Here is a 13,806-nt window from a genome sequence, read left to right as displayed (position 1 = left end):
TGGCAGGATTGCGGTGTGGGCGATTTGACCTGGACAGTCGTGCTGCCGGTGAAGCGGCTCCCCGCGGCCAAGAGCCGGCTGCGCGGGGCACTGCCCGGCGTGCCGCACGAACGGCTGGCGCTCGCCCTGGCCCAGGACACGGTGGCCGCCGCGCTGGCCTGTCCGCCGGTCACAGAGGTGCTGGTGGTGACGTCCGACCCGGCGGCGACCGCCGTGCTCGGGGCGCTCGGCGCCCGGGTCGTGCCGGATCCGCCGTACCCCGGGCTCAACCCCGCCTTCGCCGCCGGAGCGGAGCTGGTCAGCGGTTCGGACCGATGGGTCGCCGCGCTCACCGCCGATCTCCCGGCACTGCGACCCGCCGATCTGGCGGGGGCGTTGCGCGCCGCGGCGCACGGGCCGGCCGACGTACGTCATTTCGTCGTGGACGCGCCGACCACCGGAACTGTCCTGCTCACCGCGCCCCCCGGAGTGCCGCTCGATCCACGGTTCGGCGTCGGGTCGGCCGCCGCGCACGGCGGCTCCGGTGCGCTGGCGCTCGCCGGCGCGTGGCCCACCCTGCGTCGCGATGTCGACACCGCCGCCGATCTGGCCGCGGCGGCCTCCTTCGGGTTGGGCCGGCACACCGCCGCCCTGCTCCCCTCGCTGGCGCCGGCCGACTCCTGACCTGTGCTGCACGCCGCCGGCATGCGTTAGGTTGCTGGCATGCAGGGCACGGTGGCGACCTTCGACGCGCAGACCCGCTCCGGCACGCTGCTTCTCGACGACGGCGCCGAGGTGCCGTTCCCGACCGCCGCCTTCGACGCCTCCGGTCTCCGGCTGCTCCGCCTCGGTCAGCGGGTACGGATCGAGCGTGACGAGTCGGGCGAGGTGCGCCGCGTTACGCTCCCCACCTTCGACTGATCAAATCGGAGGATGTTCGTTTTGCGTTAACCCGAATCGGGTCATGATGAGCGACATGACTACCGCCCCCGCACGACGCCCCTCCCGTCCGCGCCGGGCACCCGTCGGCCCGGATCCGGACCCGGCGACCGCCGCCGCGTCCCACCCGGCCGCCACGCACCCCGCCGAGATGCCCACCGCTTCCGACCGCGCCCAGCCCACCGTCGCCCCGCCGCAGGCCGACGCCGAGCACGCCGGCCCCCGATCGGGCAGCCCCGCCGAGCGTCCCGCCGAGCCCGGCGAGCCCGGCCCGGCCGCCGTGGCGCCCGCGCCCCACGCCGCCCGCGACGCGGGCCACGCCCCGCCGCCGGACGACGACCCGCCACCGCTACCGGAGCCGCTCCCCGAGGACCGGTTCATCAACCGGGAGCTGTCCTGGCTGGACTTCAACGCCCGGGTGCTGGCGCTGGCCGAGGACCCGAACACTCCGCTCCTGGAGCGGGCGAAGTTCCTGGCGATCTTCGCCCGGAACCTCGACGAGTTCTACATGGTCCGGGTCGCCGGCCTGAAGCGTCGGCTCCAGGCCGGCCTCCCCGTACGTGGCGGCGACCGGATTCCCCTGCGCACCCAGCTGGAGCTGATCGCGGAGAAGAGCGCCGACCTGGTCGCCCGGCACGCGCGCTGCTTCATGGAGGACGTGCGGCCGGGGCTGGCGGCACGGGACGTCCACCTGGTCCATTGGGCCGATCTGCAGTCGGCGGAACGGGAGAAGCTGCACGGCTACTTCCGTGAGCACATCTTCCCGGTGCTCACCCCGCTCGCGGTCGACCCGGCGCACCCGTTCCCCTACATCTCCAGCCGGTCACTCAACCTCGCGGTCGTGGTGCGGGACCCCGACGGGGGCCCCGAGCTCTTCGCCCGGGTCAAGGTCCCCAACAACGTGCCGCGTTTCGTCGTGGTCACGCGGGAGGCCCGGCTCACCCGCTTCCTGCCCGTCGAGGACCTGATCGCCGCCCACCTCGGTGAGCTCTTCTCCGGTCGGCAGGTGGTCGAGTGCCACCTTTTCCGGGTCACCCGCAACGCCGACGTGGAGGTCGACGAGGACCGCGACGAGGATCTGTTGCAGGCCCTCGAACGCGAGCTCGCGCGGCGTCGCTTCGGCCCCTCCGTACGGCTGGAGGTCGCCGCCTCCATCTCCGAGCACGTGCTCGACCTGCTCGTGCGCGAGCTGGACATGGACAGCCAGGACGTGCTGCGGGTGCCGGGGCTGATCGACCTGTCGGCGTTGTGGCAGGTCTACGAGGAGTGCGACCGACCGGAGCTCAAGGACCGGCCCTTCGTGCCGGCGACGCACCCGCGGCTGGTGGAGGGCGAGATTCCGCGCAGCGTCTTCGCGACGCTGCGCGAGGGCGACATCCTGGTCCACCACCCGTACCACTCCTTCTCGACGAGCGTGCAGCGCTTCATCGAGCAGGCCGCGGCGGACCCGCAGGTGCTCGCCATCAAACAGACCCTCTACCGCACCAGCGGCGACTCCCCGATCGTCGACGCGCTGATCGACGCGGCGGCCGCCGGCAAGCAGGTGGTGGTTCTGGTCGAGCTGAAGGCCCGCTTCGACGAGCAGGCCAACATCGGCTGGGCGCGGATGCTCGAGCACGCCGGCTGCCACGTCGTCTACGGCCTGGTGGGGCTCAAGACGCACTGCAAGACGGCGCTGGTGGTACGCCAGGAGGGAAACCAGCTGCGCCGCTACTGCCACATCGGCACCGGCAACTACCACCCCAAGACCGCGCGCCTCTACGAGGACTTCGGCATGCTCACCGCCGACCCCGAGGTCGGCGCCGACCTGACCGACCTGTTCAACGTGCTCACCGGATACAGCCGTCAGACGGCGTACCGACGGCTGCTGGTCGCCCCGCACGGCGTCCGCACCGGCATCATCGAACGGATCGACCGGGAGATCGACCACGTCCGCGCGGGCGGCCCCGGCCTGGTGCAGATCAAGGTGAACTCGCTGGTCGACGAGGAGATCGTGGACTCGCTCTACCGGGCGTCCCGGGCCGGCGTCCGGGTCGACCTGCTGATCCGCGGCATGTGCACGCTGCGCCCGGGAGTGCCGGGGCTGTCGGAGAGCATCCGCGTCCGCTCGATCCTCGGTCGCTTCCTGGAGCACTCCCGCGTCTTCCGCTTCGGCAACAACGGTTCGACCGAGTTCTGGATCGGCTCCGCCGACCTGATGCACCGCAACCTCGACCGCAGGGTGGAGGCGTTGGTGCAGGTGACGGACGCGGCTGCCCGCGCCGAGCTGGACCAGGTGCTGACCGCCGCGATGGGCCCGGAGTGCGAGGCGTTCGAACTCGCGGCGGACGGCGGCTGGCGTCGTCGGGTCTCCACCCCGGAGGCGCCCCTGCTGCACCTGCAGGAGCTGCTGCTGCGTCGCACCGTCGGGCCCGGCACGTGATCGGCACCGGCGGGCGCGCCGGCGCGGATAGGCTGACCGACATGCTGGAGGAGGAGCGCAAATACGAGGTCAGGGGCGACTTCGCGCTCCCCGCGCTCGGCGAATGCCTGCCCCCCGGCGGCCGGGTGGTGCGGCTGCCGCCCGTCACCCTCACCGCGACCTACTTCGACGCCCCCGATCTGCGCCTGGCCCGCGCCGGGGTCTCGTTGCGGCACCGTGACGGCGACCGGGAGCCGTGGACGGTGAAGCTCCCTGCCGAGCTGCCCGGCGTGCGGCACGAGATCTCCCGCGCGGGCAGTGCGGGGGAGCCGCCCGCCGACCTCGTCGCGTTGGTTTCGGCGTATTCCCGGGGCGCGCGGCTGCGACCGGTCGTCGTGATCCGCACGGCGCGGCAGGCGTACGAGCTGCGCGACGGCGACGACCGGGTGCTCGCCGAGCTCGCCGACGACACGGTGACGGTGCTCGACGGTGCAACGGCGCCCTCGACGTTCCGCGAAATCGAGGTGGAGCGCAAGGACGGGCCGCGCCGGCTGCTCGACGAGATCGAGGCGCCGCTGCGCCAGGGCGGGGCGACGGTCACCGGATTCACCCCCAAGCACGTCCGCGCCCTGGGCGAGGCCGCGTCCGCGCCTGCCGACCTCGTGCCGCCGGCCGACCTGCCGCGCCGCCCGACCGGCGGTGACGTGGTGTCCGCCGCGATCCGCCGCAGCGTGGGGCGGATGCTCAGCTACGACCCGCTGGTGCGGTTGCGCGCCCCGGCGGACGGCAAGACCGCCGTGCACCGGATGCGGGCCGCCACCCGCCGGCTCCGCAGCGACCTACGCACCTTCGCGCCGCTCGTGCGGGCCGACTGGAGCCGGTCCCTGCGTGCCGAGTTGAAGTGGTTGGCCGATGCCCTCGGCGCGGCCCGCGACGCGGAGGTGCTCCGCGATCGGCTGCGCCGTACCGCCGACGCCGATCCGCTCTGCCCGCCGGACGCCCCCGTGGTGGCCCGGCTCGACGCCCAACTGGCGGCGCGGCACGAGCGGGCGCTCACCGGCCTCGACGAGGTGCTCCGCTCGCAGCGCTACCTGACGCTGGTCGAGGCCCTCGTCCAGGCGACCCGTGACCCGCTGCTCACGCCGCGGGCCGGGTCCCGCGCGGACCGCCTGCTGCCGCGGCTGGTGTCGCGGCGCTGGCGCAGGCTGGCGTACGGCGGCAAGGGCGTCGACGGCGCCGGCGATCTCGACCCCGACGCCCCCGACGGCCGCTGGCACGCGGTCCGCCTCAACGGCAAGAAGGCGCGGTACGCGGTCGACGCGGTCGTGCCCGTCGCCGGCGGCGCGGCGAAGAAGCTCGCCAAGGCCCTCGCCGGCGTGCAGGATCTCCTCGGCGAGCACCAGGACGCGGTGGTGGCCGCGGAAACGTGGCGGGACATCGCGCGGGCTCATCCCGACGACCACGCCCTGGCGTTGACCGCCGGGCGACTCTTCGAGCGGGAACGGACGGTGGTCCGCGCGGTCCGGGCGGACTTCCCGCGGGTGTGGCGGCGCGCGACCGGCGGTCGCCGAACCGATTGGTTGTCGTGACACCGGTGCGGGCCGCGGGCGGCGTGGTCTGGCGGCCGGCGGGCAACGGGGTGGAGATCTGTCTGATCCACCGCCCGCGGTACGACGACTGGACGCTGCCGAAAGGCAAGTTGGAGCCGGGAGAGCATCCGCTGGCCGCCGCGGTGCGCGAGGTCGGCGAGGAGACCGACCTGCGTGGCGTACCGCAGATCCGCCTCCCTTCCGTCTCCTACATCCGTGACGGTCTGCCGAAGACCGTCGACTACTGGTCGATGCGCGGGTACGAGGGCGAGGGGCTGGGCGTCGCGGGCGAGGTCGACGGGATGTGCTGGCTGCCCGTCCCGGCCGCGGTCCGGCGGATGACGTACGACCATGACGTGCGGGTGCTGGGAGACTTCGCGGCGCTGCCGACCGTCACGACGGTGCTCACCCTCGTTCGGCATGCGCATGCCGGTAGGCGCGGCACCTGGCCGGGGCCGGATCAGGGCCGGCCGTTGGATGAGGAGGGGCTGGCGCAGGCCCGGGCGGTGGCCGCGTTGCAGGCGCTCACCGCGCCGCGGCGGTTGCTGTCGGCGAGCGCGCGACGGTGCCTGCAGACGCTCGATCCGCTGGCCGAGCTGCTGGATCTGCCGGTCGAGATCGACTCGTCCTTCGATGAGCCGGTGCCGGGCCAGGACGCGGTGGAGAACGCGCTGGTCGCGGCCGCGCGCCTCACTGAACTGGCGGCCGCCGGCATCCCCGCCGCGGTGTGCAGTCAGGGCAAGGTCATTCCGGCGGCGCTGGCGCGGCTGGCCGGCGACGACAGGCCGGAGCGGTACGCGACGCCGAAGGGCGGCGGCTGGCTGCTCGCCTTCACGGACGGACGGTTGGCGGCCGCGGACCGGCTGTAGGCCGGCGGGCAGCGCGGGCACGCCGCACATTGTCCTATGTGTGCCGTCTGCGGCCGGTCCGGCGGTTCGGTTCGGCATGTGCCGGGCGCGCTGGACGGACGAAGGGTGCCCACCGGGATGGTGGGCACCCTTCGATGGACTTCCTCGGGTCAGCGCCGGGTCGCGGCCTTCTTGGCCGGAGCCTTCTTGGCCGCCGTCGCCTTGGTGGCGGTGGCCTTCGTGGCGGTGGCCTTGGTGGCGGTCGCCTTCGTGGCGGTCGCCTTCGTGGCGGTCGCCTTCGTGGCGGTCGCCTTCGTGGCGGTCGCCTTCGTGGCGGTCGCCTTGGTGGCGGTCTTCTTGGCCGCCGCGACCTTCTTGGTCGCGGGGGTGGCCCTGGTGGCGGTCGCCTTCGTGGCGGTCGCCTTGGTGGCGGTCGCCTTGGTGGCGGCGGTCTTCTTGACCGCGGTCGCCTTGGTCGGCGGCACCTTCGGGGTGGTCACCCGGGGCGCCGTCGCCTTGTCGACGGTGGCCTTGCGGGCCGTCGTCGCCTTGGCGGTGGCGGCCTTCTTCACCGTGGCAACCTTCGGCACCTTGCCGCTGGCGACCATCTCCTTGAATCCCGCGCCGGCACGGAATGCCGGAACGGATGTCTTCTTCACCTTCACCGCTTCGCCGGTGCGCGGGTTCCGCGCTGTTCGGGCACCGCGTGCACGCTTTTCGAAAACTCCGAAACCCGTGATCGCAACCCGGTCGCCCTTGGTGACCGCGACCTGGATCTCGGCGAGAACCGCGTCGAGCGCTGCGGTCGCCGCCTTACGATCCCCCAGGCGAGCACTGAGCGCTTCGATGAGCTCGGCCTTGTTCACGACTTCCCTCCCGTTTGTGCAACTAGACTCATCGCGAGCCATTCTGCGCGCACCGTATGCCCTACGCCCCCAGTACACAAACATCTGCTCGAAAAAAGTCGTTGTGTCGTAACGGATTCGCCCCCATCGGCTGAACCGATGGGGGCGAAAACGACTGCGCGGCCGAGGATCGGCCTATGCCACGACGGGCAGGAAGGGAAGCCGGCGCTGTTCGTACTCCGCGATCACGGACTCGTGGCGCAGCGTCAGTCCAATGTCGTCCAACCCCTCCATAAGCCGCCAACGGCTGAAGTCATCGAGGGGGAAGGGCCAGGCGGAGCCGGCCGCCCGCACCTCCCGCGCGGTGAGGTCGACAGTGATCTGCGCACTCGGGTCGCGCTCCGTCAGCTCCCACAATGATTCGACGACGCTCAATTCGAGCTCGACCGGCAGCAGCCCTTCCTTGAGTGCGTTTCCGCGGAAGATGTCACCGAAGCGGGGGGCGATGACGGCGCGGAAGCCCCAGTCGCGCAATGCCCACACGGCGTGCTCCCGTGACGAGCCGGTGCCGAACTCCGGCCCGGCCAGAAGAATCGACGCACCCGCATATGAGGCATCGTTGAGGACGAATGCCGGATCTTCCCGCCAGGCGTTGAAGAGACCATCGGCGAATCCGGTGCGGGTGACCCGCTTGAGATACACGGCCGGGATGATCTGATCGGTATCCACATTGGAACGGCGCAGCGGAACCGCGGTGCCGGTGTGCTCGGTGAACTTGTCCATGTCGTGTCAGCCCTTCACAGGTCGGCGGGGGCGGCCAGCCGGCCGACCACGGCGGTGGCGGCGGCGACCGGCGGCGAGACCAGATGGGTACGCCCGCCGCGGCCCTGCCGGCCCTCGAAGTTGCGGTTGGAGGTGGAGGCGGAACGCTCGCCCGGCTTGAGCGTGTCCGGGTTCATGCCCAGACACATCGAGCACCCGGCGAAGCGCCACTCGGCGCCGGCGTCGAGGAAGACCTTGTGCAGCCCTTCGCTCTCCGCGGCCTCCCGCACGGCGGCGGAACCCGGCACGACCAGCATCCGTACGCCCTCGGCGACGGTGCGCCCGCGCAACACATCGGCGGCGGCGCGCAGGTCTTCCAGTCGGCCGTTCGTGCATGAGCCGACGAAGACCACGTCGACCGCGACGTCGCGCAGCGGCGTGCCGGGCGTGAGGTCCATGTATTCCAGCGCCCGCTGCGCCGCGACGCGCTCCGCCTCAGTGGCGAAGTCGACCGGGTCGGGGACGCTCGCGCTGAGCGACGCGCCCTGGCCGGGGTTGGTGCCCCACGTGACGAAGGGACTGATCCGGCTGGCGTCCAGGATCACCTCGGTGTCGAAGGTGGCATCCTCGTCGGTCGGCAGGGTGCGCCAGTAGGCGAGAGCGGCGTCCCAGTCGGCGCCCTGCGGGGCGTTGGGACGGCCCTTGAGGTAGGCGAAGGTGGTCTCGTCCGGCGCGATCATGCCGGCCTTCGCGCCCCACTCGATGGACATGTTGGCGATCGTCATCCGCCCCTCCATGGAGAGTTTGCGGATCGCCTCGCCCCGGTATTCCACGATGTGGCCGCGTCCGCCGCCCGTGCCGACCTGCGTGATGAGGGCGAGCACGAGGTCCTTCGCGGTGACCCCCGGTCCGAGTTCGCCGGTGACCGTGACGGCCATCGTCCGGGGCCGGGTCTGCGGGAGCGTCTGGGTCGCCAGGACGTGCTCAACCTCACTGGTACCGATGCCGAACGCCAGGGCGCCGAAGGCGCCGTGGGTCGCGGTGTGCGAGTCACCACACACGATCGTCGTACCGGGCTGCGTCAGGCCGAGCTGCGGCCCGATCACGTGCACGATGCCCTGGTTGTCGTCACCGAGCGCGTGCAGCTTCACGCCGAACTCTGCGCAGTTGCGGCGCAGCGTCTCGATCTGCGTACGCGACGTGGGGTCGGCGATGGTCAGCAGGTCGCCGCGGCGGGTGTTGAACGCGGGGTCCGCGTACCCGGTCGGGGTGTTGTGGTCCTCAGTGGCGAGCGTGAGGTCCGTGCGGCGGACGGACCGACCGGCCACGCGCAGTCCGTCGAACGCCTGCGGGCTGGTCACCTCGTGCAGGAGGTGAAGATCGATGAAGAGGAGATCCGGCTCACCGTCGGCGGACCGGACCACGTGCGCATCCCAGACCTTCTCGGCCAGGGTCCGGGGCGCTGTCGGTTTCGGAGTGACTCCCACCATCTGGACATCCTAAATTCTGGGAGGTATGTTTCGGCTTGTGGGACACAGTATGAGCGGTGTCGGCGTTCTCGACAAGGCGGTCGTCATTCTTGCCGCCTGCGTGGACGGCGCCAGCCTGGCCGAACTCGTTGATCGCACCAAGCTGCCGAGGGCCACCGCCCACCGGTTGGCGCAGGCGCTGGAGATCCACCGGATGTTGGTCCGGGACACCCAGGGGCGGTGGCGCCCGGGGCCACGCCTGGGCGAACTCGCCAACGCGGCGCCGGACGTGCTGCTGACCGCGGCAGAGCCGTTGCTCGCCGCATTGCGCGACGCCACCGGGGAGAGCGCACAGCTCTACCTGCGCCGTGCCGACGAGCGGATCTGCGTCGCCGCCGCCGAACGGGCCAGCGGGCTACGGGACACCGTCCCGGTCGGCTCCGTGCTGCCGATGGTCGCCGGGTCGGCCGCGCAGATCCTGCTCGCGTGGGAGCCCCCGGAGGCCGTGATGCCACTGCTGCCGCGCTGCAAGTTCACCGGTCGCACGCTGGCCGAGGTGCGCCGCCGGGGCTGGGCGCAGAGCGTCGCCGAACGGGAGGCCGGAGTGGCGAGCGTCTCAGCGCCGATCCGCGACCGCACGGGGCGCGTCATCGCGTCGATCAGCATCTCCGGCCCGATCGAGCGACTCGGCCGACGTCCGGGCGACCGGCACGCGATGGCCGTGGTCCGTGCCGGCCAACGCCTCTCCGGTCTGTAGGTCCCGAGGAACAGAGCGCCACCACGAGCAGCACGGCGGCGGAGCTGGGTACCGCGGCGTCGGGGACGACCCGGCGCGCCAACGGCGTGGAGGACGTGGTCAGCGGAGCCAGCACGCCGCGCTCCGGCGCCACCTCGGCGCGCAGCACGCCGCCGGCGAACTGGCCGCGACCTCGACGCAGTTGCGGGCGGCGGGCGGCGGGCGGCGGGCGGCGGGGCACGATGTTCCCGCGCTGACCCACGTGGCCCCGCAGGGACCCACGTGGCCCTGCCGCGATCCGCCTGGTCTCGCACGGATCGGACCACCAAAAAGCCGAGGCGCCCTCCAGATGGAGGGCGCCTCGGCTAATCTGTAGCCCCGACCGGATTCGAACCGGCGCTACCGCCTTGAGAGGGCGGCGTCCTAGGCCGCTAGACGACGGGGCCAGAACTTTTCGTTATCCTTCCGGACAACGGTGCTGAACTCTATCAGAGACCAGCAACCGATGCATATTCACATCGGTGGCTGGGGTACCAGGACTCGAACCTAGACTAACTGAACCAGAATCAGTTGGGCTGCCAATTACCCCATACCCCATCGGTGCTTGCCGCACCGGGACAGAACTTTACCTGACCCCATGGTCCGCGCCAAATCGGGTTCCATGACGGCGTTTCCCGGACGCGGCGAAGCACCGATTACTCGAACGCGACCACGGGATTCGACAGCTCGCCGATCCCCTCGATACGCACAGTCACCGTATCGCCGGCGGTCACCGGGCTCACCCCGGCCGGCGTGCCGGTCAGGATCACGTCGCCGGGGAGCAGCGTCATCACGTGTGAGATGTACGACACGAGGGTCGGCACGTCGAACACCATGTCCTTCGTCCGCCCCAGCTGACGGACCTCCATCTGCTCCGGGTCGCGGCCCACCTCACAACGCACCTCGAGGTCCCGCACGTCGGCGCCCGTGACGATCCAGGGGCCGAGCGGACAGAACGAGTCGAAGCCCTTCGCGCGGGTCCACTGGCCGTCGGAGCGCTGGAGGTCGCGGGCGGTGACGTCGTTCCCGCAGGCGTACCCGAAGATCGCCTTCTCGGCGTCCGCCCGGTCAGCGCGGCGCGCCCCCGGCGGACCGATGATCACCGCGAGCTCGGCCTCGTGCTCGACCTGCTTGGACTGGGCCGGCAACCGGATCGCGTCGCGCGGACCGATCACCGAGGTCGAGGGCTTCAGGAAGATCAGCGGCTCGGTCGGCACCTCCGCACCGTGCTCCGCGGCGTGCTCGGCGTAGTTGCGGCCGACGCACACCACCTTGCTCGGCAGGATCGGCGAGAGCAGCCGGACGTCCGCGAGGGCCCAGCGCTGTTTGGTGAAGGAGATGCGGCCGAACGGATGACCATCGATCTCGGCGACGGTCAGCCCTGCCAACCCCGCCCCCGGCTCTCCCTCGACGACACCGAATGACATTCCACTGGCATGAGCAAAACGAGCGATTCGCACGGGCTCAATCTATCCGGCGGGCGAACTCCTGAGCCGGGGAGGCGACACACTCGTCGTCGCGGCGCGGCCGGTGGGTGCGGCACCGTACCGGTGGGGACCGGCGCGGACATGGGATCGGGGCTTTCGCCAGCCGACCGGACCGACGCGGCCTATCTTCGGATGGGAGGCGAAGGAAGCTCATGTTTACCTCGTGGCAGCGCGCTGCAATCCTCATCATCGTCGCGATGTCGTCGGCCCTCGCGGCGCCGCAACCGGCCAGCGCCGACCCCCATACGGTCAGTCTGACGATCAACAGCAGCGGTCAGCTCTCGCCGAACTACCGGCTCGAACTGCGCAACTCCACCACCAAGCCGATCGACGTCACGGTGCGGCAGGAGCTACCGCGGGGCACCGGCGTGACGACCACCAGCTCCGGCGGTCGGGTCGGCGAGACCGAGGTGACCTGGCAGGTCCAGGCCCCGCCCCGGAGCACCACCGCGCTGACGACCTCGCTCACCCAGTCCGGCGGCGTCACCCCGCTGCTCTCCCCCGCCTGCGCGTACGAAAACGGCGGCAACCGGCCGTACGACTGCTCGGCCGCCTCCTGGACTCCCCCACCACCGATCGTGCCCGCCAACGCCAGAGTGTGGTGGCAGCAACCACGGAATCTCACCATCGCCGGGCTGTCCCTGCTCTTCGGCGTCGTCCTGATCTGGTCGTTCGCCCGGTCGCTGCGCCGGCGCCGACGGCGCGCGGCCGGCCGGCCCCCGATCGGCCCGACGACCCGGAATCCGGCTCGGGCCCTGGCACCGCCACCGGCGCCGCGCCGACGCCGCCCCCCTGCCTTCCTCGTGTTCGCCCTGGGCATCGTGCTGTTGGCCGCCGGATCGGCGATCGGCACGCAGGCGACGGTCCTCGGCGCCCACGCCACGGGGATCGTCGGCAAACAGCGCAACGGAGGCTGGATCGGCGAGCCGGCCGCCGGCCCGGTCGGCGCCGTGCTGCACGAGGCGGCCTTCGAGGTCACCGTCTACCGGATCGCGTGCCAGGAGTCCGGACGAGCGGCCCGACGCTGCCTCGCCACGATCGGCTTGCACAACGTCAGCAACAACAAACAGCTCTGGTACGCGCCGCTGCAGCGGGCCTACCTCCCCACGGGCAACTGGGTCAGCACCGACGAGGCGGCCACGCGGGAGGTCAACGGGGGTCGGGATTTTTTCGCGGAGCCCGTCGCCTCCGGCCAGCGCCTGCTCTTCCCGCTCGTGTTCACCGTCACCAGCGACCTGCTGCCCAACCGGATCGAGCTACGCAGCGGCGTCTTCAACGCCGGCGTCACCGTGACCTCGGTCTGAGCCGCGCCGCCCGTACCCTGGACGGATGACCGCGACCACCCCGACGGACGCCGCCGCCACCGGCGCCGGCCGCGGCGCACTGGCGCCGGCGACCTGGCGGGCCCGGCGGGCGGCGCACGAGAACATCGTCGACGGGTGGCTGAGCGGGCACCTGGAGCGGCGGCGCACCGGCCGTAAGCATCCGGTCGAGGACTTCCTCTTCACCTACTATTCGCACCGCCCGGCTCAACTGCGCCGTTGGCACCCCGGAGCCGGAGTCGTGCTGGCGGGCGCGGATCCGAACGAATTCGGCCGTGACTACCGGACGGTCGACGGCGGGATCACCCTGGACACCCCGGCGCTCCTGGCTCGCCGCGGCGAATCGGCGGCCTGGGTCCGCACGCTGCTCGTGGCGACGGCGGGGCGGAGCGCGCACTTCGGGTGCTTCGGGATGCACGAGTGGGCGATGGTCTACCGGCAGACCCAGGACGAGGTCCGGCACAACGCGTGGCCGCTGCGGCTTTCCCCGGAACAGACCGCGCAGACCGTGGAACAGAACCGAATCCGCTGCAGCCACTTCGACGCCTACCGCTTCTTCACCGCGCCCGCCCGGCCGCTGAACCTGCTTTCGCCGACGCGGGAGAGGCAACTCGACAACGAGCAGCCGGGCTGTCTACACGCCAACATGGACCTCTACAAGTGGGCATACAAGCTGTCGCCGCTGGTTTGCAGCGAGTTGGTGGCCGAGGCGTTCGCGCTGGCGCGGGACATCCGCACGCTCGACATGCGGGCCAGTCCGTACGACCTGGCGGCGCTCGGTTATCCGCCGGTGTCGGTGGAAACCCCGGAGGGACGCGCCGAGTACGCCGCCGCACAGCGCGGATTCGCCGAGCGGGCGGCGCCGCTGCGCGCCCGTCTGATCGACGCGATCGACGCGCTGGACGCCTAATCCTCCTGGGCCCGTCGGCCCTTCTTCAACTGCGACTGCCGACGCTTGGCGTCGAGCCGCCGCTCCTTCGCCCGGCGACTCGGTTTGGTGGCGCGACGGGGCGGCGCCGGCGGCGCCGACGCCTCGCGCAGCAGGGCGGCGAGCCGGGCACGGGCGGCCTCGCGATTGGCGAGCTGCGCGCGGTGCTCACTGGCCGTCACGGTGAGCGAGCCGTCGACGAGCCGCCCGGCGAGCCGCTCACTGATCCGACCGCGCAACCACTCCGGCAGCGCCGCGGAGGCTCCGACGTCGAAGGTGAGCTCGACGCGGGAATCCGTGGTGTTTACCCCTTGCCCGCCCGGACCTGACGACCGGGAAAAGCGTTCGCGCAACTCGCTGGCCGGAATGACCAGCCGCTCACTCACGCGCAGATCCTCGGCCATCCCTTGAGGCTAGTGGTCGCACCGGCCGGCACGCGCGCGCATTCCCGCCGCTGACGTG

At 71.7% G+C, this 13,806-nt stretch carries 13 protein-coding genes and 2 tRNA genes; 8 read left to right on the top strand and 7 right to left on the bottom strand.

Going from position 1 to position 13,806, the window contains the following annotated elements:
* Window positions 1-24: 24 nt before the first annotated feature.
* Genes cofC through AB0J06_RS09130 form a run of 5 tightly spaced genes read left to right on the top strand, consistent with a single transcriptional unit; the run spans window position 25 to window position 5,777 of the window.
* Window positions 25-663 (top strand): 2-phospho-L-lactate guanylyltransferase, encoded by a 639-nt coding sequence (cofC, locus tag AB0J06_RS09150; protein WP_357426517.1) that lies wholly within the window; start codon window positions 25-27, stop codon window positions 661-663.
* Window positions 664-702: 39 nt separating this feature from the next.
* Entirely contained in the window at window positions 703-900 is a 198-nt protein-coding gene (locus tag AB0J06_RS09145) for a cold-shock protein (protein ID WP_357426354.1), read from the top strand.
* A gap of 55 nt (window positions 901-955) precedes the next feature.
* On the top strand, window positions 956-3,340 hold the full coding sequence (locus AB0J06_RS09140; RefSeq protein WP_357426351.1) for an RNA degradosome polyphosphate kinase: 2,385 nt from the start codon (window positions 956-958) through the stop codon (window positions 3,338-3,340).
* Window positions 3,341-3,381: 41 nt separating this feature from the next.
* Window positions 3,382-4,908 (top strand): CYTH and CHAD domain-containing protein, encoded by a 1,527-nt coding sequence (locus AB0J06_RS09135; protein WP_357426349.1) that lies wholly within the window; start codon window positions 3,382-3,384, stop codon window positions 4,906-4,908.
* Window positions 4,896-5,777, top strand: coding sequence for an NUDIX hydrolase (locus tag AB0J06_RS09130; RefSeq protein ID WP_357426347.1), 882 nt, complete (start codon window positions 4,896-4,898; stop codon window positions 5,775-5,777). The genes AB0J06_RS09135 and AB0J06_RS09130 overlap by 13 nt, the downstream gene beginning before the upstream one ends.
* Before the next feature lie 149 nt (window positions 5,778-5,926).
* Here the strand turns inward: AB0J06_RS09130 and AB0J06_RS09125 are convergent, their stop codons facing one another.
* From AB0J06_RS09125 to leuC, 3 genes are all read right to left on the bottom strand, one after another.
* On the bottom strand, window positions 5,927-6,622 hold the full coding sequence (locus AB0J06_RS09125; RefSeq protein WP_357426345.1) for an HU family DNA-binding protein: 696 nt from the start codon (window positions 6,620-6,622) through the stop codon (window positions 5,927-5,929).
* Window positions 6,623-6,796: 174 nt separating this feature from the next.
* Entirely contained in the window at window positions 6,797-7,384 is a 588-nt protein-coding gene (leuD, locus tag AB0J06_RS09120) for a 3-isopropylmalate dehydratase small subunit (protein ID WP_357426343.1), read from the bottom strand.
* A 14-nt stretch (window positions 7,385-7,398) separates the two neighbouring features.
* Window positions 7,399-8,853: a 3-isopropylmalate dehydratase large subunit gene (gene leuC, locus AB0J06_RS09115; RefSeq protein WP_357426341.1), complete on the bottom strand. Its 1,455-nt coding sequence runs from the start codon at window positions 8,851-8,853 to the stop codon at window positions 7,399-7,401.
* 49 nt (window positions 8,854-8,902) lie between these two features.
* On the opposite strand from leuC, the gene AB0J06_RS09110 reads away from it, so the two are divergent.
* Window positions 8,903-9,589: an IclR family transcriptional regulator gene (locus tag AB0J06_RS09110; RefSeq protein WP_357426339.1), complete on the top strand. Its 687-nt coding sequence runs from the start codon at window positions 8,903-8,905 to the stop codon at window positions 9,587-9,589.
* A gap of 352 nt (window positions 9,590-9,941) precedes the next feature.
* On the opposite strand, the gene AB0J06_RS09105 is transcribed toward AB0J06_RS09110, so the two are convergent.
* The 3 genes from AB0J06_RS09105 to AB0J06_RS09095 all read right to left on the bottom strand — a co-directional run bounded on the left by AB0J06_RS09105 (window position 9,942) and on the right by AB0J06_RS09095 (window position 11,067).
* Window positions 9,942-10,014 (bottom strand) — tRNA-Glu (locus AB0J06_RS09105).
* 76 nt (window positions 10,015-10,090) lie between these two features.
* Window positions 10,091-10,165, bottom strand: a tRNA-Gln gene (locus AB0J06_RS09100).
* A 98-nt stretch (window positions 10,166-10,263) separates the two neighbouring features.
* A complete protein-coding gene (locus AB0J06_RS09095; protein ID WP_357426337.1) occupies window positions 10,264-11,067 on the bottom strand; it encodes a fumarylacetoacetate hydrolase family protein in 804 nt (267 codons plus the stop codon).
* 224 nt (window positions 11,068-11,291) lie between these two features.
* Here AB0J06_RS09095 and AB0J06_RS09090 point away from each other — a divergent pair, with 224 nt between their 5' ends.
* Both AB0J06_RS09090 and AB0J06_RS09085 read left to right on the top strand, forming a co-directional pair.
* Window positions 11,292-12,398 (top strand): hypothetical protein, encoded by a 1,107-nt coding sequence (locus AB0J06_RS09090; RefSeq protein WP_357426335.1) that lies wholly within the window; start codon window positions 11,292-11,294, stop codon window positions 12,396-12,398.
* Window positions 12,399-12,423: 25 nt separating this feature from the next.
* On the top strand, window positions 12,424-13,326 hold the full coding sequence (locus AB0J06_RS09085; RefSeq protein WP_357426333.1) for a 3-methyladenine DNA glycosylase: 903 nt from the start codon (window positions 12,424-12,426) through the stop codon (window positions 13,324-13,326).
* Here the strand turns inward: AB0J06_RS09085 and arfB are convergent.
* Window positions 13,323-13,748 (bottom strand): alternative ribosome rescue aminoacyl-tRNA hydrolase ArfB, encoded by a 426-nt coding sequence (arfB, locus tag AB0J06_RS09080; protein WP_357426331.1) that lies wholly within the window; start codon window positions 13,746-13,748, stop codon window positions 13,323-13,325. The two genes, AB0J06_RS09085 and arfB, sit on opposite strands and share 4 nt — an antisense overlap.
* Window positions 13,749-13,806 lie beyond the last annotated feature (58 nt).

The sequence above is a fragment of the Micromonospora sp. NPDC049679 genome (assembly GCF_040659735.1).
Taxonomy (GTDB): Bacteria; Actinomycetota; Actinomycetes; order Mycobacteriales; family Micromonosporaceae; genus Micromonospora_I.
Note: the sequence above shows the minus strand (reverse complement) of the source record. Positions and strands in the feature narration are given on the sequence as shown.

Coding starts and splice junctions, on each gene's coding strand:
- AB0J06_RS09145 (WP_357426354.1), top strand. CDS start 703: ATGCAGGGCACGGTGGCGACCTTCGACGCGCAGACCCGCTCCGGCACG.
- AB0J06_RS09140 (WP_357426351.1), top strand. CDS start 956: ATGACTACCGCCCCCGCACGACGCCCCTCCCGTCCGCGCCGGGCACCC.
- AB0J06_RS09135 (WP_357426349.1), top strand. CDS start 3,382: ATGCTGGAGGAGGAGCGCAAATACGAGGTCAGGGGCGACTTCGCGCTC.
- leuD (WP_357426343.1), bottom strand. CDS start 7,384: ATGGACAAGTTCACCGAGCACACCGGCACCGCGGTTCCGCTGCGCCGT.
- leuC (WP_357426341.1), bottom strand. CDS start 8,853: ATGGTGGGAGTCACTCCGAAACCGACAGCGCCCCGGACCCTGGCCGAG.
- AB0J06_RS09110 (WP_357426339.1), top strand. CDS start 8,903: ATGAGCGGTGTCGGCGTTCTCGACAAGGCGGTCGTCATTCTTGCCGCC.
- AB0J06_RS09090 (WP_357426335.1), top strand. CDS start 11,292: ATGTCGTCGGCCCTCGCGGCGCCGCAACCGGCCAGCGCCGACCCCCAT.
- AB0J06_RS09085 (WP_357426333.1), top strand. CDS start 12,424: ATGACCGCGACCACCCCGACGGACGCCGCCGCCACCGGCGCCGGCCGC.
- arfB (WP_357426331.1), bottom strand. CDS start 13,748: ATGGCCGAGGATCTGCGCGTGAGTGAGCGGCTGGTCATTCCGGCCAGC.